Here is a 23,607-nt window from a genome sequence, read left to right as displayed (position 1 = left end):
CATCTGCCCATGATCCACATCCCGAAATCGGAATACAGCCGTCGCCGCAAGGCCCTGATGGCGCAGATGGAACCCAACAGCATCGCCATCCTGCCCGCCGCCGCGGTGGCCATCCGCAACCGCGACGTCGAGCACGTTTACCGTCAGGACAGCGACTTCCAGTACCTCAGCGGTTTTCCCGAGCCCCAGGCCGTACTGGTGTTGATGCCGGGCCGCGTGCACGGTGAATACATTCTGTTCTGCCGCGAGCGCAACGCCGAGCGCGAGCTGTGGGATGGCCTGCGTGCTGGGCAGGAAGGCGCGATCCGCGACTTCGGTGCCGACGATGCCTTTCCGATCACCGATATCGACGACATCCTGCCGGGCCTGATCGAAGGCCGTGACCGGGTGTATTCGGCCATGGGCAGCAACCCCGAATTTGACCGCCACCTGATGGAATGGATCAACATGATCCGCTCCAAGGCCAACCTGGGTGCCCAGCCGCCGAACGAATTCGTTGCCCTGGATCATCTGCTGCACGACATGCGCCTGTATAAATCGGCGGCAGAAGTGAAAGTGATGCGCGAGGCGGCGCGGATTTCCGCCCAGGCGCACGTGCGGGCGATGCAGGCCTGTCGCGCCGGGTTGCATGAATTCAGCCTGGAAGCCGAGCTCGATTACGAATTTCGCAAGGGCGGGGCGAAAATGCCGGCCTACGGGTCGATCGTCGCGGCGGGGCGCAACAGCTGCATCCTGCACTACCAGCAGAATGATGCGGTGCTCAAGGACGGTGATCTGGTGCTGATCGACGCCGGTTGCGAGATCGACTGCTACGCCAGCGACATCACCCGGACCTTTCCGGTCAGCGGCAAGTATTCCGCCGAACAGAAAGCGATTTACGAATTGGTGCTGGCTTCCCAGGAAGCGGCGTTCGCCGAGATCGGGCCGAACAAACACTGGAATCAGGCGCACGAGGCGACGGTCAGGGTCATTACCGCCGGGCTGGTCAAGCTGGGGCTGCTCCAGGGTGACGTAGACGAACTGATCGCCAGTGAAGCCTACAAGGCGTTTTACATGCACCGTGCCGGTCACTGGCTGGGCATGGATGTGCATGACGTCGGCGAATACAAGGTCGGCGGCGAGTGGCGCGTGCTGGAGGTCGGCATGGCGCTGACCGTGGAGCCGGGGATCTATATCGCCCCGGACAACCTCAACGTGGCGAAGAAATGGCGCGGCATTGGCGTGCGCATCGAGGACGATGTTGTGGTTACCAAAACCGGCTGTGAAATATTGACGGGCGGCGTGCCGAAAACCGTCGCCGAGATCGAGGCCTTGATGGCGCAAGCACGGACACAAGCGGCATGACTCGAGTCAATCTGGCAATCATCGGGGGCGGGCTGGTCGGTGCGAGCCTGGCGCTGGCCTTGCAGGCCGGGGCCAAGGCAAGAGGCTGGAAGATCGTGTTGATCGAGCCGTTCGCCCCTGGCGACACCTGGCAACCGAGTTACGATGCCCGTTCTTCGGCGTTGTCCTTTGGCTCGCGGCAGATTTATCAACGGTTGGGCATCTGGCAGGAAGTCTCCCGCCGCGCCGAGCCGATCAAGCAGATTCATGTTTCCGACCGTGGGCGCTTCTCCACCGCCCGATTGTCGGCGATGGAAGAGGGTGTTCCAGCGCTGGGTTATGTCGTTGAAAACGCCTGGCTCGGCCAATGCCTGTGGCAAGGCCTGGACAAGGATGTGATCAGTTGGCGCTGCCCGGCGGAAGTCACCCGCATGGAGCCGCTGACCGACGGCTATCGCCTGACCCTCAATGACGAAACCACTCTGGAATGCGACCTCGCGGTACTCGCCGATGGCGGTCGTTCCGGCCTGCGCGAGCAACTGGGGATCGGCATCCGCAAGCGTCCGTACAACCAGAGCGCGCTGATCGCCAACATCACCCCAAGTGAATCTCACAACGGCATGGCCTTCGAACGTTTCACCGACGAAGGCCCGATGGCGTTGCTGCCGCTGCCGGAGAACCGTTGCGCACTGGTCTGGACCCGCCAGGGCATGGACGCGCAACGCCTGGCGGCCCTCGATGAGCGCAGCTTCCTCAGCGAGTTGCAGGGTGTGTTCGGTTATCGCCTTGGCTCATTGAAACAGGTGGGTGCGCGGCATCTGTATCCGCTGACGCTGGTCGAGGCCGAAGAACAGGTACGTCCGCATCTGGCGGTCCTCGGCAACGCTGCACACAGCCTGCATCCAATTGCGGGCCAGGGGTTCAACCTGTCTCTGCGCGATGCCCAGGCCCTGGCCGATGCCTTGCTCGCCAGCGAAAAGCCCTTGGGCGACTTCGCCACGTTGCAAGCCTATCGCGAACACCAGCGTCTCGATCAGAACCTCACTGTGGGCTTCTCCGATCAGGTCACGCGCCTGTTCGGCAGTACCCAACCGCTGGTGTCCCTGGGGCGCAACATCGGCTTGCTTGGCCTCGATCTGTTGCCACCGGCCAAACGCTGGTTTGCCCGGCAGGCGATGGGGCTGGGTACCCGTCCAGATGTGTAACTGGTTGATCTGCCGGTTCGGCAAGGCGCGATTGATAAAAATACCTGCCGTAATTGCAGGTCGACATTCATGACGGCGCCGGCCACCTTGGCGCGGGTCGGGAAAACCCTTTACGTGCGGCTCAGGCCGCAAGAGAGACAGGCTTAAAGCATGGAAATGCGTGCAGATCTGCTGATTGTCGGGGCCGGAATGGTCGGCAGCGCCCTGGCGCTGGCGTTGCAGAACAGCGGACTGGAAGTCCTGCTGCTGGACGGCAGCCCCATGAGCGTCAAACCCTTCAACGCTCAGGCCGCGTTTGAACCGCGGGTGAGTGCCTTGTCGGCCGCCAGCCAGCGGATTCTCGAACGCCTTGGCGTCTGGGACGGCATCGCCGGGCGGCGCAGCAGCCCCTACACCGACATGCAGGTCTGGGATGGCAGCGGCACCGGGCAAATCCACTTCTCGGCGACCAGCGTGCATGCCGAGGTGCTGGGGCATATCGTCGAAAACCGTGTGGTCCAGGATGCCTTGCTTGACCGCCTGCACGACTGCGACCTGGGAATGCTGGCCAATGCGCGGCTTGAACAGATGCGCCACTCCGGCGATGACTGGCTGCTGACCCTGGCCGATGGCCGAACCTTGCGTGCACCGCTGGTGATCGCAGCGGATGGCGCCAACTCGGCCGTGCGGCGCCTGGCCGGGGTCGCGACCCGCGAATGGGATTATCTGCACCATGCCATCGTCACCAGCGTGCGTTGCGCCAAGCCGCATCAAATGACGGCCTGGCAGCGCTTCACCGACAACGGTCCGTTGGCGTTTCTGCCGCTGGAGCGCGACGGCCAACAGGATTGGTGTTCGATCGTCTGGTCGACCACGCCCGGCGAAGCCGAACGACTGATGGCGATGGATGACCAGGGTTTCTGCAAGGAACTGGAGCGCGCCTTCGAGGGGCGACTCGGTGAAGTGCTCAGCTGCGACCCGCGCCTGTGTGTGCCCCTGCGCCAGCGGCATGCCAAGCGTTATGTGGCTGAAGGCCTGGCATTGATCGGCGACGCCGCCCACACCATTCACCCGTTGGCCGGGCAGGGGGTGAATCTCGGATTCCTCGATGCCGCCGTGCTGGCCGAAGTATTGCTGCAAGCGGCAACCCGTGGCGAACGCCTGGCGGATGTGAAAGTCCTCAGCCGTTACGAGCGTCGGCGCATGCCTCACAACCTGGCGCTGATGGCGGCGATGGAAGGCTTTGAGCGGTTGTTCCAGGCGGACCCGTTGCCGGTGCGCTGGTTGCGTAATACCGGGTTGAAAATGGTTGAGAAGATGCCGGAAGCCAAGGCCTTGTTCGTGCGTGAAGCGCTGGGGCTGACAGGGGATTTGCCGGCACTCGCCAAGCCTTGAGATTTTCGTTGAGGCTGCCGGCCTCATCGCGAGCAGGCTCGCTCCCACAGGGGATCTCCAGAGTTCAGGAGTTTTGTGTTCACCACAAATCCTTGTGGGAGCGAGCCTGCTCGCGATGGCGGCGGTACATTCACCCCAATTTCTGCTTGTGCAACATCCGGTAACTCCTCCACAGCCAGCTTCGATTGAGATGCCAAATGTGAGTCCTTATCATTTGCCCTCATTTTTCAATCGAGAGACCGCTCCCATGTTGGCACCGAAGCGTCTACTGACTGCACTGGCCTTGACCCTGATCGGCAGCACCGCCGCCCAGGCCGCTGACGAGGTGGTGGTCTACTCCTCGCGTATCGACGAGCTGATCAAGCCAGTATTCGATGCCTACACCGCCAAGACCGGCGTGAAGGTGAAGTTCATTACCGACAAGGAAGCGCCACTGATGCAGCGGCTCAAGGCCGAGGGCGCGAATACGCCGGCCGACCTGCTGCTCACCGTCGATGCCGGCAACCTCTGGCAAGCCGAGCAGATGGGCATCCTCCAGCCGTTCACCTCGAAAGCCATCGACGCCAACATCCCGCTGCAATACCGGGCAGCCTCTCATGCCTGGACCGGCCTGAGCCTGCGGGCGCGGACCATCGCCTACTCCACTGATCGGGTGAAGCCGGGTGAACTGACCACCTACGAAGCGCTGGCCGACAAGCAATGGGAAGGCCGCCTGTGCCTGCGCACGGCGAAGAAGGTCTATAACCAGTCCCTGACCGCGACCATGATCGAAGTGCACGGCGCCGAGAAGACCGAGGAAATCCTCAAGGGCTGGGTCAAGAACCTGTCCACGGACGTGTTCTCCGATGACACCGCCGTGCTGGAAGCGATCAATGCCGGCCAGTGCGACGTCGGTATCGTCAACACCTACTACTACGGCCGCCTGCACAAGCAGAAGCCAGACCTGCCGGTGAAGCTGTTCTGGCCGAACCAGGCTGACCGTGGTGTACACGTCAACCTGTCGGGTATCGGCCTGACCCAACACGCGCCGCACCCGGAAGCGGCCAAGGCCCTGGTCGAGTGGATGACCACGCCTGAAGCGCAGAAAATCTTTGCCGACGTGAACCAGGAGTTCCCGGCCAACCCGGCGGTGGCACCTTCTGAGGAAGTGGCGGCCTGGGGCAAGTTCATTGCCGATACCCTGCCAGTGGAAATTGCCGGCAAGCGCCAGGCTGAAGCAATCCGCATGATGGATCGGGCGGGCTGGAACTGAGTCGACCGTTATACTGCGCCCCGCCTATGCGGGGCGTTTTGTTTGAGTGCCCCGTGCTTTTGACTCTGTAGGAGCGAGCTTGCTCGCGATGAACGTCAGGGCACCGCGGACCGTCAGGCTCCCCGCGTTATCGTTGACGTTTTTCGCGAGCAAGCTCGCTCCTGCAGTGTCGATCTCACCCATTAATAGTAGAGAACCAAGCCTGTGGCCCACCCCGCCCAACGCCGCTGGTATCCAGTCGTCTTCGCCATCGCTGCGCTGGTCCTGTTGCCCCTGAGCGTCCTGCTGCTTTCCTGGCAAACCATCGACGCTCAGATCTGGTCCCACCTGTGGGACACGCAGATGCCGCGCCTGCTGGGCAACACGCTGACGCTGGTATTCGGTGTCGGTGCGGGTGTCACCCTGCTGGGTGTCAGCCTCGCCTGGCTGACCAGTCTCTGTGAATTCCCCGGCAGGCGCTGGCTGGACTGGGCATTGATGCTGCCCTTCGCGATTCCAGCCTATGTGCTGGCGTTCGTGTTTGTCGGCCTGCTGGATTTCGCCGGGCCTGTGCAAACCCTGCTGCGCGAGTGGTTCGGTAGTGGTCTGCGGTTACCGCGCGTGCGCTCCACGGGCGGGGTGATTGTGGTGCTGGTGCTGGTTTTCTATCCCTATGTGTACCTGTTGGCCCGCACTGCATTCCTGGCTCAGGGCAAAGGCCTGATGGAAGCGGCGCGGGTCCTTGGCCAATCGCCCTGGCAAGCATTCTGGCGGGTGGCTCTGCCGATGGCGCGGCCAGCCATTGGTGCGGGCGTGGCATTGGCGCTGATGGAAACCCTGGCGGATTTCGGCGCGGTGTCGGTGTTCAACTTCGATACCTTCACCACGGCCATCTACAAGACCTGGTACGGTTTTTTCAGCCTGTCCTCCGCTGCGCAACTGGCCAGCCTGTTGCTGCTGGTGGTGATGCTCGTGTTGTACGGCGAACGGCGTGCTCGCGGGGCCAACCGGGCGAGTAACGAGCGACCACGGGTCAAGGCGCTGTATCACCTGCGAGGCGTCAAGGCGCTGGCAGCCATGACATGGTGCGGACTGGTATTTGCCTGCGCCTTTGTCATTCCAATGCTGCAACTGATGGTGTGGTTCTGGCAGCGTGGGCGTTTCGATCTTGATGAGCGTTACGCCGGGCTGATCGCCCATACCTTGTACCTGGGGGCGATGGCGGCGTTGATCACCGTCAGCGTCGCCTTGTTACTGGCGTTTGCCCGACGACTGGCGCCAACCCGCGTCATTCGCTCCGGGGTCAGTCTGGCCAACCTGGGTTACGCCTTGCCGGGCTCGGTGCTGGCGGTGTCGATCATGCTGGCGTTCAGTTACCTGGATCGTGAACTGGTCATCCCGCTCTCGAGCTGGCTCGCAGGCGCGGGCAAACCGCTGCTGCTCGGTAGTCTGGCGGCGTTGCTGCTGGCGTATCTGGTGCGCTTTATCGCCGTGGCCTACGGGCCACTGGAAAACAGCCTGGCGCGTATACGGCCATCTTTGCCCGAAGCGGCACGTAGCCTGGGCGTCAGTGGGCCACGACTGTTTTTCAAAGTGTATCTACCATTGTTGTTGCCCGGCACGTTGAGCGCTGCGCTGCTGGTGTTCGTCGACGTGCTCAAGGAAATGCCCGCGACCCTGCTGATGCGCCCGTTTGGCTGGGACACACTGGCGGTGCGTATCTTTGAAATGACCAGCGAAGGCGAATGGGCGAGGGCGTCTTTGCCGGCATTGACCCTGGTGCTGGTCGGGCTGTTGCCGGTCATCGGATTGATCCGGCGCTCGGCACATCGAAACAGCTAGGTGTCAGTCCTACACCTTGCGGCTACAATGCGCGGCATTCGGTGCGGCCCGTCTGACAGACCAAGTGGCTGAAATCGGCTAAAGACCCTTTGTTTCAAGGCCTTCAGTCCGTACAGCGCTTGTCCGCACCTTCGCCACGCCCGGAAGGAGAAACCCATGGGACAGCGTACGCCTCTGTATGACCTTCATCTCGCACTCGGCGCGAAGATGGTCGATTTTGGCGGTTGGGACATGCCTCTGCATTATGGATCGCAGGTCGAGGAACACCACCAGGTGCGCCGCGATTGCGGTGTCTTTGATGTGTCCCACATGACCGTAATCGACGTCTGTGGCTCCCAGGCCAAAGCCTGGCTTCAGCATTTGCTGGCCAATGACGTCGAACGCCTGCACAGCCCTGGCCGTGCGCTGTACAGCGCCATGCTCAACGAGCAGGGTGGGATCGTCGACGATATGATCGTCTACCGTCTCGATGAGGGCTATCGCCTGGTGGTCAATGCCTCCACCCGCGATCAGGACTTGGCCTGGATGCAAGCCCGTCTCGACGGTTTCGACGTGCAACTTCGCGAACGTTCCGAGTTGGCGATGCTGGCCATCCAGGGCCCTCACGCCCGGCAAAAAATTGCCGAACTGGTCACCCAGTCCCGCGGCAACCTGATTCAGCTTCTCAAGCCTTTCGAAGGCCTGTCCGACGGTGACTGGTTCATCGCGCGCACCGGTTATACCGGCGAAGACGGCCTGGAAATCATTCTGCCGGCCGATCAGGCGCCAGGCTTTTTCAACGATCTGGTCGGTGCCGGGATTTCTCCCATCGGCCTTGGCGCGCGGGATACCTTGCGAGTCGAAGCCGGCATGAACCTTTACGGCCAGGACATCCAGCAGGATGTTTCACCGCTGGCCTCCAATATGGCCTGGAGCATTGCCTGGGAACCGGCCACTCGGCAGTTCATCGGGCGCAAGGCGCTGGAAACCGAGCAGGCTGCCGGCGTACAGCACAAACTGGTCGGTCTGGTCCTTGAGGAACGCGGGGTTTTGCGCGCTCATCAGGTGGTCCGCATCGCCAATGTTGGCGAAGGGGAGATCACCAGTGGTAGTTTCTCTCCTACGCTAAGCAAGTCGATTGCACTGGCGCGCGTGCCGATGGCAACTGCCGACCGTGCTGAAGTGGAAATCCGTGGCAAGTGGTACCCGGTTCGGGTGGTCAAACCGACCTTCGTACGCCACGGCAAAACCTTGATCTAACCTTTTCTGGCGGGCATGCCCGCCGACCATATTCCTGAGGACACAGAACATGAGCGATATCCCTGCCGACCTGCGTTTTGCCGAAAGTCACGAATGGGCACGTCTGGAAGCCGATGGCACCGTCACCGTTGGCATCAGCGATCACGCGCAGGAAGCGCTGGGTGATGTGGTGTTCGTCGAGCTGACTGAAGTCGGCAACGTGTTTGCCGCTGAAGATCAGGCTGGTGTCGTTGAATCGGTCAAGGCCGCTTCTGATATCTACTCCCCGATTGCCGGTGAGGTGATTGCGGTCAACGAAGACCTGAGCGCTTCGCCGGAACTGCTCAACAGCGACCCGTACGGCGCGTGGATCTTCAAGCTCAAGCCAAGCAACACCGCCGATCTGGAAAAACTGCTGGATGCCGCCGGCTACAAGGCTGCCATCGGCGAGTAATGCTCGCCCCTGTAGGAGCCAGCTTGCTGGCGATGGCGTCCTCGAAATCGCCATCGCCGGCAAGCCAGCTCAAGGGTTGTTCAAGGTTTCAGAACGGCCTTCACGGCAGCCACCGAACGCTCGACATCCGCTTTGCTCATCGCCGTGAACATCGGCAGCGAGACAATCAGCCGGCCGATCCGCTCAGCGACCGGGAACATGCCCTCCTTGAAACCGCGCTCGCGGTAAAGGCTCAACAGGTGAATCGGCGGGTAGTGATAGCCGATCCCGACACCCAGTGCCTGCATCTGCTCCATGAAAGTCGCCCGTGCCGGTTTGCCATCCGTGCGTTCCGGTAATACCAGCTGGAACAAATGCCAGTTGCTTTGGGTGAAATCCGCCGGAGGCAATTGCGCCCCGTACTGCGCTTCGAAATCCTCGCCAAAGCAGGCGAAATAGTGTCGGGCCAGGTCACGGCGATGAGCGGTAATGGCTTCGATATGAGCAAATTGCCCAAGGCCAATGGCCGCCGCGACGTCGGTCATGTTGAATTTGCCACCCAGCACGTCGACGTCCAGGCCATCGAAGCCGTTGCGGGTAACGCCCTGCAGCCGGTATTTCTCCGCCAGTCGTACTTCTTCGGCCGTGTTCAGCACCAGGCAACCGCCCTCGGATGAGGTGACGTTTTTGTTCGCCTGGAAACTGAAGGACACGAAATCACCGGTCGAGCCAATGCGCTGGCCATTCCAGCTGGAGCCCAATGCCTGGGCCGCATCTTCGACAATCCGCAGGCCGTGCTTTTGCGCCAGGGCGTACAAACGCGTCATGTCCACGGGCAACCCGGCGAGGTACACCGGGATAATGGCTTTGGTGCGGGGGGTAATCGCCGCTTCCAGTTGATCGAGATCGATATTGCGGGTCACCGGGTCGATGTCGGCAAACACCGGGGTGGCGCCGACTTCCAGGATGACGTTGGCGGTGGCCACCCAGGAAATCGGCGTGGTGATCACTTCATCGCCCGGCCCGATCCCGGCAATACGCAAGGCGATTTCCATGGTGCAGGTGCCGGAATTGAAGGTGCGCACCGGGCGCCCGCCAAAATACTCGGAGAGTTGCGCTTCGAAGGTCTGGACCTTTGGGCCGCTGGTAATCCAGCCGGAGCGCAATACGTCACCGACGCTGGCAATCGTGGCTTCATCGATAGTGGGTTTGGAAAACGGCAGGAAAGGCAGTTGGCTCATGGATACAGTCACCGATCAGCGGACATTAGGTAGGCGCCGAACATGATGATCGGGATTGGTCGAAGGCGCCACATCATCCATGCGGATATCGACTGCTATGCTGGTTTGACCGTGTTGCATCGACGCTGAGCGCCAGTCAAGAGAGAGCCCGTCATGTCCCAGTTGCCGTCCCTGAGCCAATTACGCGACCCCAATGCCTTTCTTCGCCGCCACCTCGGACCCGATACCGCCGAGCAACAGGCGATGCTCGACAGCCTCGGTCTTGGCAGCCGGGTCGAATTGATCGAGCAAACCGTGCCCCCGGGCATTCGCCTCAACCGGGCGCTGGACCTGCCCCCGGCCCTCGATGAAGAGGCCGCGCTGGCCAAGCTGCGCGGTTATGCCGAGCAGAATCAGGTCTGGACCAGCCTGATCGGCATGGGCTACCACGGCACCCTCACACCGGCGGTCATTCTGCGTAATGTGCTGGAAAATCCCGGCTGGTACACTGCTTACACACCTTATCAGCCAGAGATCGCCCAAGGACGGCTCGAGGCGCTGCTGAACTTCCAGCAACTGACCATCGACCTGACCGGCCTGGAACTGGCCAATGCCTCGCTGCTCGATGAAGCCACCGCTGCGGCGGAAGCCATGGCCCTGGCCAAGCGGGTCGCCAAGTCCAAAAGCAACCTGTTCTTTGTCGACGAAAACTGCCATCCGCAAACCATTTCCGTGGTGCAGACCCGTGCTGAAGGTTTCGGCTTCGAGCTGATCGTCGATGCTGTGGATAACCTGAAGCAGCACCAGGTGTTCGGCGCGCTGCTGCAGTACCCTGACACCCACGGTGAAATCCATGACCTGCGGCCGCTGATTGATCACCTGCACGCGCAACAGGCCCTGGCCTGTGTCGCCACGGATTTGCTGAGCCTGCTGTTGCTGACCCCGCCGGGTGAACTGGGCGCCGATGTGGTGTTCGGCTCGTCCCAGCGATTTGGCGTGCCCATGGGCTACGGCGGGCCTCACGCGGCATTTTTTGCCAGTCGCGATGAATACAAGCGAGCGATTCCCGGGCGGATCATCGGGGTTTCGAAAGATGCACGGGGCAACATCGCCCTGCGCATGGCCCTGCAAACCCGCGAGCAACACATCCGCCGGGAGAAGGCCAACTCCAATATCTGCACGGCCCAGGTGCTGCTGGCCAATATCGCCAGTTTCTATGCGGTCTACCACGGCCCGGAAGGACTCAAGCGGATCGCCCAGCGGGTTCATCGGCTGACCTGCATCCTCGCCGCCGGGCTCGAGCGAAACGGTATCACCCGGGTCAACCGGCACTTCTTCGACACCCTGACGCTGGAAGTCGGCGGAACCCAGACCGCCATCATCGAAAGTGCCCGGGCCGCGCAGATCAACCTGCGGATTCTCGGGCGCGGCCAACTGGGCTTGAGCCTCGACGAGGCCTGCGACGAAGCTACCGTGGCGAAGTTGTTCGACGTGTTTCTGGGGGCCGATCACGGGCTCAGTATCGAGGACCTGGATGCCGAAGTCTTGCCTGGTGGAATTCCCGAAGGGCTGGCGCGAACTTCGCCTTATCTACGCCATCCCGTGTTCAGCGCCCATCACAGCGAAACCGAGATGCTGCGCTACCTCAAGCAACTGGAAAACAAGGACCTGGCGCTCAATCAATCGATGATCCCGCTGGGCTCCTGCACCATGAAGCTCAACGCCACCAGCGAGATGATCCCGATTACCTGGCCCCAGTTCGCCAATCTGCATCCGTTCGTGCCCAAAGAGCAGGCCGCCGGTTATGGGCTGATGATCGAAGAACTGGAGCGCTGGTTGTGCGCGATCACCGGTTTCGACGCGATCTGCATGCAACCCAACTCCGGTGCCCAGGGCGAATACGCCGGGTTGCTGGCGATCCGCAAATACCATGAGAGCCGGCAACAGGGCGGCCGCGATATTTGCCTGATTCCTTCGTCGGCTCATGGCACCAATCCCGCATCGGCGCAGATGGCCGGGATGCGTGTGGTGATCGTCGAGTGTGACGAGGCGGGCAACGTCGACCTGGACGACCTCAAGGAAAAAGCCGCGCAGGCCGCAGACAAGCTCGCCTGCCTGATGGCGACCTATCCTTCGACCCATGGGGTGTATGAGGAAGGCATCAGCGAAATCTGTGAAGTGATCCACCAGCACGGCGGTCAGGTGTACATGGATGGCGCCAACCTCAACGCTCAGGTCGGGCTGGCGCGGCCGGCCGATATTGGCGCCGATGTCTCGCACATGAACCTGCACAAGACCTTCTGCATTCCCCATGGTGGAGGTGGGCCGGGCATGGGGCCGATTGGTGTTCGGGCGCATCTGGCGCCGTTCGTGGCCAACCATCCGGTGGTGCCGATCGACGGGCCGCATCCGCAAAATGGCGCCGTCAGCGCAGCGCCTTGGGGCAGCGCAAGCATTCTGCCGATCAGCTGGATGTACATCGCGATGATGGGGCCGCAACTGGCGGACGCCAGCGAAGTGGCGATCCTTGCCGCGAATTACCTGGCGCGGCATTTATCCGGTGCTTTCCCGGTTCTTTATACCGGGCGCAACGAGCGGGTGGCCCACGAATGCATCCTCGACCTGCGACCGCTCAAGGCGTTGACCGGCATTACCGAAGAGGACGTGGCCAAGCGCCTGATGGATTACGGCTTCCATGCCCCGACCATGTCGTTTCCCGTGCCGGGGACGCTGATGGTCGAACCGACCGAAAGTGAATCGAAGGCGGAACTGGACCGGTTCATTGGGGCGATGCTGAGCATCCGCGCGGAAATCAACGAGGTGCAAAACGGTAACTGGCCGGCTGAAGAAAACCCGCTGAAAGGTGCGCCGCATACGTTGGCCGATATCACCGGCATGTGGGAGCGGCCGTACAGCATCGAGCAAGCGGTCACACCGGACGCACACACCAAGGCTCACAAATACTGGCCGGTGGTGAACCGGGTGGACAATGTGTATGGAGACCGGAACCTGTTTTGTGCGTGTGTGCCGGTGGATGATTACCGCTGATCTCCCAGGCAACGCATAACCAACTGTGGGAGCGGGCTTGCTCGCGATTACGGTGTGACAGTTAATGAAGTTTTTACTGATCCACTGCTATCGCGAGCAAGCTCGCTCCTACAGGGGGCTCGGCGAACAGGGGTATTTTTATTTGCAAGGCAAAAAAATGCCGCTCATGTGAGCGGCATTTTTCATTCGCAACGCTTATTCCGAAGCCACGGCATTCTTCGCCAGGATCGCGTTCGCCAGTTCCATGTCCGTGGCTTGCAGGCCAGGGTTGCTGGCGCGGACTTTCTGCATGGCCGCTTCCAGGTACGGACCGCGGATGCCGCCGTCACTGGCGACGAAGCTGCTGGCGTCGTCCTGGGCCGCGACGATCAGCTTGTGATCCTTGGAAGTCAGATAGCTCGAACCGGTGGTGGCGCCGGATGTAAGAATGTTACGCCAAAAAGTATCGGCCATCGCCGAGCCGACAGGCAGGGACAACAGAGCGATGGTAGCGACAGCAAGCTTGAAACGCATGAAAGGGTGACTCCACTGGGTTAACTACGCCCTTGGATTGCCAACCCCCAATCGAGTTCCATGGCTGCCTATTCCGCCGCTTCGACCAGCAGGATCGCGCCTTGCTGGCCGACCACCCGCACGCGGCTGCCAATGGCGGTGTCCGGCCCGCGGGCCATCCACACGCCGTCGGCCACCTTGATTTTGCCGCGACCGTCGACAATCGCTTCATACACCACGAAGGTTTTGCCGATCAGTTCCTGGCCACGCAGATTCAGGTGTGGCTGATCGCTCGGGCGCGTCGCCGTACGCTGACGCCACCACCAGTACAACGCGGTGGCGATCGACAGCAGGCCGAACAACAGAAACTGCCACTCCCAGGACAGGTCCGGCAAGAGGAAGGTCAGGACGCCCACGGCTGCTGCCGCCATGCCGATCCACAACAGGTAGCCGCCGGCGCCGAACACTTCAAGAATCAACAGCACCGTGCCCAGTGCTAACCAGTCCCAGAACGAAAGATGCTGCAAAAATGCCCACATGGCGCGCCTCAGGCTTTCTTGTTATCGAAAGTGGCCTTGATGATTTCGCCAATGCCACCCACCGAGCCGATCATTGAACTGGCCTCCAGCGGCATCAGGATCACTTTGCTGTTGTTGGCCGAAGACAACTTGCCCAGCGCATCAATGTACTTCTGCGCCACGAAGTAGTTGACCGCTTGCACGTTGCCACTGGCGATGGCTTCGGACACCACTTTGGTGGCCTGGGCTTCTGCCGCGGCTTGCCGCTCGCGGGCTTCGGCTTCCAGGAATGCGGCCTGACGACTGCCTTCGGCTTCGAGGATCTGCGCCTGCTTCTTGCCTTCGGCGGTCAGGATCGCTGCGGCGCGCAGGCCTTCGGCTTCGAGGATCTGTGCGCGCTTGATCCGTTCGGCTTTCATCTGCCCCGACATCGCCGCCATCAGGTCGGCGGGTGGGCTGATGTCCTTGATCTCGATCCGGGTGATCTTGATGCCCCACGGCGCGGTCGCTTCATCGACGGTGCGCAGCAGTTTTTCGTTGATCCCGTCACGCTGGCTGAGCATGGCGTCGAGCTCCATCGAGCCGAGCACCGTACGGATGTTGGTTTGCAGCAGGTTGCGGATGGCGTGTTCGAGGTTGTTGACCTCGTAGGCGGCCTGGGCCGTGTTGACCACCTGGAAGAAACACACGGCGTCGATTTGCACCGTGGCGTTGTCGGCGGTGATGACTTCCTGCGGCGGAATATCCAGCACGCTTTCCATCACATTCATCTTGCGGCCGATGCGGTCCATGACCGGAACGATGACGTTCAGCCCCGGCTTGAGCGTGTTGGTGTAGCGCCCGAAACGCTCGACGGTCCATTCAAAGCCCTGGGGCACGACCTTGAAACCCATGAACAGAATGGCGGCCACCAGGCCGATAAAAAGCAAAAGCACGCTACCGATCTGCATAACGATTCCTTGTTGATGTGTGGAGTTGCATTCGCTGGAGTGTAGCGGTCCCGGATAGAACAGCGGGGGTTCAGTTCTGCTCGCTCTGGGGTGTCACTCGCAGAACCTCCTCGATGGTCGTCAGCCCGGCGGCGACCTTTTGCGCTCCTGACAGCCGCAGGCTGCGCATGCCTTCCTTGAATGCCTGCCGCCGCACGGCCAGCAGATCGGTGTCGGGACTGATCAGTGCTTTGATGCTGTCGCTGAGCTGCATGATTTCGTAGACCCCGGCACGACCGTGATAACCGGTGTCGCGGCATTCCACGCAACCGGTGGCACGCTGGGCATTGGCCGGCAACGGTGCTTGCCAGGGACGGGTCAGGGTTTGCCAGTCGTCTTCGCCCAGCGTCAGCGGTGCCTTGCAGTGCGGGCACAGGGTTCGCACCAGTCGCTGGGCCATGACGCCTAGCACCGTGGCCTTGATCAGGTAGTGCGGCACGCCGAGCTCCAACAGGCGGCTGATGGCACTGGGTGCATCGTTGGTGTGCAGAGTCGACAGCACCAGGTGTCCGGTGAGCGCAGCCTGGATCGCCATCTCCGCGGTTTCGAGGTCGCGGATCTCGCCGATCATGATGATGTCCGGGTCTTGCCGCATCAGCGCGCGCACACCGGCGGCGAAGGTCAGGTCGATGTTGTGCTGGACCTGCATCTGGTTGAACGCCGGCTCGATCATTTCAATCGGGTCTTCAATGGTGCAGAGGTTGACCTCCGGCGTCGCCAGTTTTTTCAGGGTGGTGTAGAGGGTAGTGGTCTTGCCCGAACCCGTCGGCCCGGTGACGAGAATGATGCCGTGGGGCTGGCGGGTCATGTCCTGCCAGCGGCGCAGGTCGTCGGCGGAGAAACCAAGCTGGTCGAAGTCCTTGAGCAATACTTCCGGGTCGAAGATCCGCATGACCATTTTTTCGCCGAAGGCTGTGGGCAATGTCGACAAGCGCAGTTCGACTTCGCCGCCGTCCGGGGTCTTGGTTTTCACCCGGCCGTCCTGGGGTTTGCGTTTCTCCGCGACGTTCATGCGCCCCAGGGTTTTCAGGCGACTGACGATGGCCATGGTGACCTGGGGCGGGAATTGATAAACGTTGTGCAGCACTCCGTCGATGCGAAAGCGCACCGTGCCTTGCTCGCGCCGGGGTTCGATGTGGATGTCGCTGGCGCGTTGCTGGAACGCGTACTGGAACAGCCAGTCGACGATGTTGACGATGTGTGCGTCGTTGGCGTCCGGCTCCTGATCGCTGGCGCCGAGGTTGAGCAGCTGTTCGAAATTGCCGAGGGTACTGACCTGCGAGTCGGCGTTGTTCGCCCCGGTGACCGACTTGGCCAGGCGGAAGAATTCGACGCTGAAGCGCTGGATGTCCGCCGGGTTGGCCACCACGCGCTTGACCGGCAATTTGAGCACGTGGGTCAGGTCGGCCTCCCAGCCGCTGACATAGGGCTGGGCGCTGGCCACGGTCACCGCCTCACGGTCGATCGATACCGCGAGGATTTTGTGGCGCTGGGCGAAGGCATAGGACATCAGCGGTGTCACGGCCGCGACGTTGATTTTCAACGGATCGATGCGCAGGTAAGGCTGGCCGGCCTGCCGGGATAGCCACAGGGTCAGGCTTTCGAGGTCCAGCGGTTTGCCGGGACGGCTGAGGTCGTCCAGCTGTTGGCTGGCGATGAACTCCAGTGGATGCATCTGGCCATGGGCGGCGTTGCGGCGCCGGGCATTGAGCGCGTGTTCGGCCGAATCCTGGCTGATAAAGCCCTGGGCGACCAGTTCGCGCAGCACATCATTGAGATCCAGCCAGCGGTCCTGAAGGGCGAGTTGTACGGACATGCGGGCTCCTTTTGAACGACAGTCCGCAAAGGATAGCCGTGGCCCGGCTGACCGTTGGGCCACTACCCGACAAAGCCGTTTCGGGGTTTTTCAGCCCACTGCTTGAGCTGCTTCGGCCCATGCAGAATCAGCTTCTTGCAGCTCCACCGAGCAAACGCTGATCAGGTTACGAAGTTTTTCCGCAATCACTTGCGCGCGGTGCCAGCTCAAACCGTCGATGACGATCGCAATGTCCAGCCAGTCATTCTGGCGCTGCACGTTGACCTGTTCCGGCGTGAGCAATTGCAAGGCGAACAGGTTGAGGGCGCGGCACAGCAGGTCAGGTTCTGCCTCGGCCAGCATTTGATAGCGAACCCGGCAGTGGGTGTTGCTGATGTTCCAGACATCGGCGCGGGTGGACGGGGTGTTCACGGCTTCGAGATACGGCATGGTCGGGCTCCAAAATCACTGGAGAAATTTTTACATCCAGTGCCGGGTATTTCTTCTCTATGATTGGCTAAATGATAAAAAAGTAGAATCAATTAATTCGTGTGTTGATCAATAAAAGGTTTTTTTATGCAAAGCGAGCTGGACAGTTACGACCGCAAGATTCTCGCCTTGCTGCAAGAGGACGCTTCGCTCTCCAGCGCGCAGATCGCCGAGCAGGTGGGTCTCTCGCAATCGCCGTGCTGGCGGCGGATTCAGCGGATGAAAGAGGAAGGCATCATTCGCGGCCAGGTAACTTTGCTCGACCGCAAAAAAATCGGTCTGAATACGCAGATCTTCGCGGAGGTGAAACTCAATGCCCACGGGCGTTCGAACTTTACCGAATTCACCGAGGCGATTCGCGGCTTTCCGGAGGTGCTGGAGTGTTACGTGCTGATGGGGGCGGTGGATTTCTTGCTGCGGATTGTCACGGCGGACATCGAGGCCTACGAGCGCTTCTTCTTCGAGAAGCTGTCGATGGTGCCGGGGATTCAGGAGGTCAATTCGATTGTGGCGTTGTCGGAGATCAAGTCGACTACCAGTTTGCCGGTGGTGCGCTGATGAAGTTTGAGGGACCTTGTGGCGAGGGGGCTTGCCCCCGTTGGAGTCCGAAGGACTCCTGAAACCAGCCGGTCTGGTACATCAGGCATACCGAGTCGGTTGGTTTCACGGCCGCTTCGCAGCCGAACGGGGGCGAGCCCCCTCGCCACAGGTACTGGCTGTTACAGGCGCAGCAGCATTTTCCAGGCACGGTTCTGATACACCGCAATCGCCTGCTGCTTGCGCGCATCCAGGACTTCGTCGGTGATCGATTCGTTGGCCAGTTGGGCCAGTTTGTTCAGCTCGCCGTACAGGCGATCCATTTCCGGAATCTCCAGCACGTTACGCGCATGGTGCAGCCAGACCTGGATGCGTTCGATGCGTGGCAGCTGCTCGGCCAGGTCTTCCGGCTGTTGCTGATAACGCTGCAATTGCAGCGAAGTGGCTTCCTCGCCCAGCAGGCGTGGCAACCAGCTGCCCAGTTGCGCAGCGCCCTGGCGATTGCCACGGGTGTTGCGGTCGGCGGCCCAGGTGCGGGCCAGCAGCCAGCGTGAGGTGGTCAGGGAGAACAGGCCCCAGCGCGGGTCTTCGAGTTCTTCGAGGAACTGCTCCGGCGCGGCTTTGCGCACGTCTTCATCTTCCAGACCGGCCTGGACCAGCGGGCGCCAGTCTTCCAGCAAGGCATCGAGGGCGACACGCAGATCGTGGGTCGACTGACGCGGTGCGGCCTGGCCGAGGCTGCTGATCAGGGCGCGCATTTCCGCGAGGTTTTCGACCCAGTCCTGCAACAGGCGCCAGTGACCGTTGAAGCGATACTGTTCGGCCAGACGCTGGCTGCTGCCCAGCAAATGCCAGCTCAGTGCAGCGAATGCGTCGTCCAGCGGTGTTTCGGCAGTGATCTGCGGCGCCGGCAAGCTCAACGAATAGCTGTGGGCGTCGTACAGGCGATAACCACGCTCGGCCTTGCTGATGTCACATGGCATCAGGGCCAGTTTCTCGGCCAGCTCGGCGGCCAGTTCCAGCAACGCGGCCGGCTCGCCTTCGCGCAGTTCCAGTTCCAGCTCACAGATTTCTTCTTTCTGCTTGCCGACCACGACGTGACCCAGGTCCAGCGCGGCTTCGATGACTACTTTGGTCTTGCCGCGACCCCAGGCGATTTCCGCACGTTCGCGGACGAAGTCGGTGGTGAAGATCGGCTTCAGGGTTTTCTTGTCAAGTTCGGCCAGTTCCTCGGGCCAGCACTCGCCGTCGAGTTTCTTCAGGTCGAGCTTGGCTTTGGGTAGTTTCCAGTCGTACTCGTTACGCACCGACAAACCGGCGACGCTCTGGCCACGGGTCTTGAGGGTCTGAATCACTTCGTCGCCATCCTTGCGCAGGCGCAGGGCGACTTTGGCCTGGGCCAGATCGCGCTCGGGCGTGTCGAAGTACTGGTTCATCAACTCACGGCGTTCCCAGCCACTTTTGTTGCGTTTTTTCAGTAACGGGTGCTCGCGCAGGGCGGCGAGGGTTTCGCGGCTGACGCGGAGTTTGATTTCGGTTTCTTTCTGCATGGCCGGAAAATCCAGGATCGGGAGCGCAGCCGGGGGAATGTGTGGCTGCCAAGGTCGTGCAGTGTACAGGACTCAAGGTCCGTCCGCGCCGCGACGGTTTATTCCTGTCACCGGTTGGTTCTATGATGGACTTCAATTCGGGAGCCGGGAGTCAGCGATGCCATTGCCATCGATGAAAGAACAATTCGCTGCGCTGATCGCCGCACCGTCCGTCAGTTGTACCCAGCCCAGTCTCGATCAAACCAACGGCCCGGTGATCGACCTGCTGGCGACGTGGCTCGGTGAGCTGGGTTTTACCTGCGAGATCCAGCAAGTCAGCCCCGGCAAGTTCAACCTGCTGGCCAGTTTCGGTTCCGGCCCCGGTGGCCTGGTGCTCGCCGGGCACAGCGACACCGTGCCGTTCGACGCTGCGTTGTGGCAGACCGATCCGCTGAAACTGACCGAAGTCGATGGTCGTTGGGTCGGTCTGGGCAGTTGCGACATGAAGGGCTTTTTCGCCCTGGCCATCGAAGCGGTCAAACCGCTGCTCGATCAACCGTTCAAGCAGCCATTGCTGATTCTCGCCACGTGTGACGAAGAAAGCTCGATGTCCGGCGCCCGCGCGCTGGCCGAAGCGGGACGGCCGTTGGGACGCGCGGCGGTGATCGGCGAGCCGACCGGGCTCAAGCCGATCCGCATGCACAAAGGCATCATGATGGAGCGCATCGACATCCTCGGTCAGAGCGGTCATTCCTCCGACCCGCGCCTGGGCCACAGCGCCCTGGAAGCGATGCACGATGCCATCGGTGAACTGCGCGGCCTGCGCTTGTTGTGGCAGCGCGAATTCCGCAATCCACAGTTTGGCGTGCCGACCCCGACGATGAATTTCGGCTGCATTCATGGCGGCGACAACCCTAACCGTATCTGCGGCCAGTGCTCGCTGGAATTCGATTTGCGGCCGTTGCCCGGCATGGACCCCAAGGTCTTGCGTGCCGAGATCCTGCAGAAGCTCAACCCGATCGCCGAGCGGCATCAGGTCAGGATCGACTACGCGCCACTGTTCCCGGAAGTGCCGCCCTTCGAGCAGGCCGCGGATGCGGAACTGGTGCGGCTCGCCGAAAAGCTCACCGGCCATAGCGCCGAAGCAGTGGCGTTCGGCACCGAAGCACCTTATCTTCAGCGCCTCGGCTGTGAAACGCTGGTACTTGGCCCGGGTGATATCGCCTGCGCCCACCAGCCGGGGGAATACCTCGAAATGTCACGTTTGCAGCCTACGGTGCATCTATTAAGGCAACTGATCGAACACTATTGCCTGACACCGACCCAAACCGCGGCCCTGTAGGAGCGAGCTTGCTCGCGATGAACGCAAGGGCCACGCGTCCATTCAGAAAGGTCGCGTAATCGTTGAAGTCCATCGCGAGCAAGCTCGCTCCTACAGGGGCTGTGATTTGCCTGACAAGCCGTATAAATTGCCGGTATTCAAACCCGTATTCATGAGGAGAGCGCGCGTGTCGCCAAGCCTGTTCCGACGATAACCATCAGCCCGCTGTGCGTTTTCAGTTTCGCCCTTTTTTCGGCTGCTATTTATTACAGGCCCAGGTTCATGCCCGAATACGTCAATTGGCTTCGTCACGCTTCGCCTTACATCAACGCCCACCGCGATTGCACCTTTGTCGTCATGCTGCCCGGCGACGGCGTTGAACACCCAAACTTCGGCAATATCGTCCACGACCTGGTGCTGTTGCACAGCCTGGGCGTGCGTCTGGTGCTGGTTCACGGTTCCCGGCCGCAAATCGAAGCGCGCCTCGCGGCCCGTGGCCTGACCCCGCATTACCACCACGGCATGCGCATCACCGATGCCGCGACCCTGGAGTGCGTGATCGACGCGGTCGGCCAGTTGCGCATTGCCATCGAGGCTCGCCTGTCGATGGACATGGCCTCGTCGCCGATGCAGGGTTCACGCCTGCGGGTGGCCAGCGGCAACCTGGTGACGGCACGGCCGATCGGCGTGCTTGAAGGCGTCGACTATCACCACACCGGCGAAGTGCGCCGGGTCGACCGCAAGGGCATCAACCGTCTGCTGGACGAGCGCTCCATCGTGCTGCTGTCGCCGCTGGGCTACTCGCCGACCGGGGAGATTTTCAACCTTGCCTGCGAAGACGTCGCCACTCGTGCGGCCATCGACCTGGGTGCGGACAAGCTGCTGCTGTTCGGTGCCGACCTGGGCCTGATCGATGAACACGGGCGCCTGGTGCGCGAACTGCGTCCGCAGCAAGTGCCGGCGCATCTGCAACGCTTGGGCAGCAACTATCAGGCAGAATTGCTGGATGCCGCGGCCGAAGCTTGCCGTGGCGGCGTAGCCCGCAGCCATATCGTCAGCTACGCCGAAGACGGTGCACTGTTGACCGAACTGTTCACTCGCGACGGTGGCGGTACGCTGGTGGCCCAGGAGCAGTTCGAAGTGGTGCGCGAAGCGGCCATTGAAGACGTCGGCGGTTTGCTGGACCTGATCAGTCCGCTGGAAGAGCAGGGCATCCTGGTGCGCCGTTCCCGCGAGGTGCTGGAACGCGAAATCGAGCAGTTCAGCGTGGTTGAGCGCGAAGGCATGATCATCGCCTGTGCGGCGCTGTATCAGATCGCCGATTCGGACGCGGGTGAGCTGGCGTGTCTGGCGGTGAATCCGGAGTACCGCCATGGCGGTCGCGGCGATGAGCTGCTGGAACGCATTGAAGATCGCGCACGGGCTCAGGGGTTGAAAACCTTGTTCGTCCTCACCACCCGCACCGCGCACTGGTTCCGCGAACGCGGTTTCGAACCCAGCAGCGTCGACCGACTGCCGTCGGCGCGGGCGTCGCTGTACAACTATCAGCGTAATTCGAAGATCTTCGAAAAAGCCCTGTAATCGCGGCGCTCCCATCGTGAGCAAGCTCGCTCCCACAGGTCTGCGGACATCAGAGAACCCTGTGGGAGCGAGCTTGCCTCGCGATTGGCTGCATAGCAGCCTTCAGCTGTTATTCAGTGACAAACTTCGCGCTGACATACGGCGAGTAATCCGGCAGCACCGTCTCGACCTTCCCTTGTTCCTTCAAGAATTTCGCCGTCTCGCCAATGGCCTTGGCAGTGCCGCCGTCCAGCAACGCGGTGCTCTGTTGCGCCCGGGCATCCGGGAATGCGGAACCGGCCAATAGCTCCGGTACATCAGCGGCATTGGCACCGGTCAATTTGGCGATTTTCCGGACAGGCAGTGAATCAGCGGTCCATTGGTCTTTATGAGCGGCATAGTCGGCGAATGAATCCAGGGTGACCCTGGCGAACTTTGCCACGACCTCCGGGTGTTTTTCGGCGTAATCCTTGCGCGCCACCCAGACCTCAAAGGTCGGCGCCCCCCATTGGCCCACCTGTGCGGCATCGGTCAAGGTCTTGCCGTTCTTGCGGATTTCCCCCAGGGCAGGCGACCAGACAAACGCGCCATCAATATCACCACGTTTCCAGGCTGCCGCGATTTCCGCTGGCTGCAGGTTCACCACTTTGACTTTCGAGCTGTCCAGGCCCCAGTGCTTCAACGCGCCAAGCAGGCTGTAGTGGGAGGTTGAAACGAATGGTGTGGCGATGGTCTTTCCGATCAGATCTTGCGGTTTTTCGATGCCGCTGCCGTTGCGCACCACCAGCGCTTCGGCGGCATTGATCTGGGCCGAAACGATGAACGCGACAATTGGCAGGTTGCGCGAGGCGGCAGCGGCCAACGGACTGGAGCCGAGATTGCCGATTTGCACATCGCCGGAGGCAATCGCCGTGACCACTTCCGGGCCGCTGTTGAAGCGTCGCCAGTCGATGGGCTGGCCGATGGTTTTTTCATAAAGGCCATCGGCCTGAGGGACTTTGCTGGGGTCGATGCCGGTTTGATAGCCGACGGTGAGGTTCGCCGCATGAGCGGTGAAAGAAAATGCGAACGATACACAAACTGTAACAATTGGTCCGGATAGTGCGCGTTTAGTCGTCATGGGGCTGCCTTTCGGTAAAGGATTTGTTTCCGAATTGCGTCAGAAACTAATCGATCTAAAAAATCAAAAACAAATACCGATTAGGAATTAGCTTGTAAGAAAAACCCTCTATTCTGGGGTAGTTAGAGAGTTGGGAGCTAAATTCCTAAACGGTATTAGAAAAGAATCGGGTAATTCTTTTCAGGTTCATGACGAATTCATGACCCTGCAGGGACCAAAAAACCGGGGATTAGACTATGGTCGTAGACACATATGGTTACGATTGACTTATGGGTCACGCTCTGGCGCTAATCGCGCATCTTAGGATTTCGGGCGTCGACTCGAGACCAGGAACACAAGAATTAGAATCGAGAGGAGCTTCAC

General features: G+C 61.1%; 19 protein-coding genes. 11 read left to right on the top strand and 8 right to left on the bottom strand.

From position 1 onward, the window contains the following. The first annotated feature begins 9 nt into the window (after positions 1-9). The 7 genes from pepP to gcvH all read left to right on the top strand — a co-directional run bounded on the left by pepP (position 10) and on the right by gcvH (position 8,647). Positions 10-1,344: a Xaa-Pro aminopeptidase gene (pepP, locus tag ACEN8Z_RS01685; RefSeq protein WP_008004724.1), complete on the top strand. Its 1,335-nt coding sequence runs from the start codon at positions 10-12 to the stop codon at positions 1,342-1,344. Next, positions 1,341-2,528 (top strand): 2-octaprenyl-6-methoxyphenyl hydroxylase, encoded by a 1,188-nt coding sequence (gene ubiH / locus ACEN8Z_RS01680; protein ID WP_495596600.1) that lies wholly within the window; start codon positions 1,341-1,343, stop codon positions 2,526-2,528. Before pepP ends, ubiH begins: the two co-directional genes overlap by 4 nt. A gap of 156 nt (positions 2,529-2,684) precedes the next feature. Then, positions 2,685-3,902, top strand: coding sequence for a 2-octaprenyl-3-methyl-6-methoxy-1,4-benzoquinol hydroxylase (locus ACEN8Z_RS01675; RefSeq protein ID WP_495598076.1), 1,218 nt, complete (start codon positions 2,685-2,687; stop codon positions 3,900-3,902). Positions 3,903-4,149: 247 nt separating this feature from the next. Next, positions 4,150-5,154 (top strand): extracellular solute-binding protein, encoded by a 1,005-nt coding sequence (locus tag ACEN8Z_RS01670; protein WP_495596599.1) that lies wholly within the window; start codon positions 4,150-4,152, stop codon positions 5,152-5,154. 204 nt (positions 5,155-5,358) lie between these two features. Next, on the top strand, positions 5,359-6,975 hold the full coding sequence (locus ACEN8Z_RS01665) for an ABC transporter permease (protein WP_495596598.1): 1,617 nt from the start codon (positions 5,359-5,361) through the stop codon (positions 6,973-6,975). A gap of 156 nt (positions 6,976-7,131) precedes the next feature. Beyond that, the gene (gcvT, locus tag ACEN8Z_RS01660; protein ID WP_495596597.1) at positions 7,132-8,214 is read left to right on the top strand and encodes a glycine cleavage system aminomethyltransferase GcvT; all 1,083 of its coding nucleotides are present in this window, start codon (positions 7,132-7,134) and stop codon (positions 8,212-8,214) included. 49 nt (positions 8,215-8,263) lie between these two features. Continuing rightward, on the top strand, positions 8,264-8,647 hold the full coding sequence (gcvH, locus tag ACEN8Z_RS01655) for a glycine cleavage system protein GcvH (RefSeq protein WP_007982924.1): 384 nt from the start codon (positions 8,264-8,266) through the stop codon (positions 8,645-8,647). A gap of 80 nt (positions 8,648-8,727) precedes the next feature. Here gcvH and ACEN8Z_RS01650 read toward each other — a convergent pair whose 3' ends face one another. After that, positions 8,728-9,867 (bottom strand): DegT/DnrJ/EryC1/StrS family aminotransferase, encoded by a 1,140-nt coding sequence (locus ACEN8Z_RS01650; RefSeq protein ID WP_495596596.1) that lies wholly within the window; start codon positions 9,865-9,867, stop codon positions 8,728-8,730. 153 nt (positions 9,868-10,020) lie between these two features. Here ACEN8Z_RS01650 and gcvP point away from each other — a divergent pair, with 153 nt between their 5' ends. Continuing rightward, positions 10,021-12,894 carry an aminomethyl-transferring glycine dehydrogenase gene (gcvP, locus tag ACEN8Z_RS01645; protein ID WP_495596595.1) on the top strand — a complete coding sequence of 958 codons (2,874 nt, stop codon included), beginning with the start codon at positions 10,021-10,023 and terminating at the stop codon, positions 12,892-12,894. A 195-nt stretch (positions 12,895-13,089) separates the two neighbouring features. Here gcvP and ACEN8Z_RS01640 read toward each other — a convergent pair whose 3' ends face one another. From ACEN8Z_RS01640 to ACEN8Z_RS01620, 5 genes are all read right to left on the bottom strand, one after another. Then, entirely contained in the window at positions 13,090-13,407 is a 318-nt protein-coding gene (locus ACEN8Z_RS01640; protein WP_495596594.1) for a DUF2388 domain-containing protein, read from the bottom strand. A gap of 68 nt (positions 13,408-13,475) precedes the next feature. Then, positions 13,476-13,925 (bottom strand): NfeD family protein, encoded by a 450-nt coding sequence (locus ACEN8Z_RS01635; RefSeq protein WP_495596593.1) that lies wholly within the window; start codon positions 13,923-13,925, stop codon positions 13,476-13,478. Positions 13,926-13,933: 8 nt separating this feature from the next. After that, on the bottom strand, positions 13,934-14,854 hold the full coding sequence (locus tag ACEN8Z_RS01630; RefSeq protein ID WP_495596592.1) for an SPFH domain-containing protein: 921 nt from the start codon (positions 14,852-14,854) through the stop codon (positions 13,934-13,936). A gap of 70 nt (positions 14,855-14,924) precedes the next feature. Next, positions 14,925-16,709 carry a type IV pilus assembly ATPase TfpB gene (gene tfpB, locus ACEN8Z_RS01625; protein WP_495596591.1) on the bottom strand — a complete coding sequence of 595 codons (1,785 nt, stop codon included), beginning with the start codon at positions 16,707-16,709 and terminating at the stop codon, positions 14,925-14,927. A gap of 90 nt (positions 16,710-16,799) precedes the next feature. Next, a complete protein-coding gene (locus ACEN8Z_RS01620) occupies positions 16,800-17,138 on the bottom strand; it encodes an ACT-like domain-containing protein (protein ID WP_495596590.1) in 339 nt (112 codons plus the stop codon). Positions 17,139-17,264: 126 nt separating this feature from the next. Here ACEN8Z_RS01620 and ACEN8Z_RS01615 point away from each other — a divergent pair, with 126 nt between their 5' ends. Next, positions 17,265-17,735 (top strand): Lrp/AsnC family transcriptional regulator, encoded by a 471-nt coding sequence (locus tag ACEN8Z_RS01615; RefSeq protein ID WP_007993158.1) that lies wholly within the window; start codon positions 17,265-17,267, stop codon positions 17,733-17,735. A 161-nt stretch (positions 17,736-17,896) separates the two neighbouring features. Here the strand turns inward: ACEN8Z_RS01615 and ACEN8Z_RS01610 are convergent, their stop codons facing one another. Further along, the gene (locus ACEN8Z_RS01610; RefSeq protein ID WP_495596589.1) at positions 17,897-19,264 is read right to left on the bottom strand and encodes a CYTH domain-containing protein; all 1,368 of its coding nucleotides are present in this window, start codon (positions 19,262-19,264) and stop codon (positions 17,897-17,899) included. A gap of 157 nt (positions 19,265-19,421) precedes the next feature. On the opposite strand from ACEN8Z_RS01610, the gene argE reads away from it, so the two are divergent. Continuing rightward, on the top strand, positions 19,422-20,585 hold the full coding sequence (gene argE, locus ACEN8Z_RS01605) for an acetylornithine deacetylase (RefSeq protein WP_495596588.1): 1,164 nt from the start codon (positions 19,422-19,424) through the stop codon (positions 20,583-20,585). A gap of 261 nt (positions 20,586-20,846) precedes the next feature. Next, positions 20,847-22,145 (top strand): amino-acid N-acetyltransferase, encoded by a 1,299-nt coding sequence (gene argA / locus ACEN8Z_RS01600; RefSeq protein WP_442096329.1) that lies wholly within the window; start codon positions 20,847-20,849, stop codon positions 22,143-22,145. Between the two features lie 109 nt (positions 22,146-22,254). Here the strand turns inward: argA and tauA are convergent, their stop codons facing one another. Further along, positions 22,255-23,244 carry a taurine ABC transporter substrate-binding protein gene (tauA, locus tag ACEN8Z_RS01595; RefSeq protein WP_495596587.1) on the bottom strand — a complete coding sequence of 330 codons (990 nt, stop codon included), beginning with the start codon at positions 23,242-23,244 and terminating at the stop codon, positions 22,255-22,257. Positions 23,245-23,607: the final 363 nt, after the last annotated feature.

The sequence above is a fragment of the Pseudomonas sp. Pseusp10 genome, assembly GCF_059492225.1.
The sequence above is the reverse complement of the archived record's forward strand: the minus strand, read 5'-3'. Positions and strand labels throughout refer to the sequence as shown.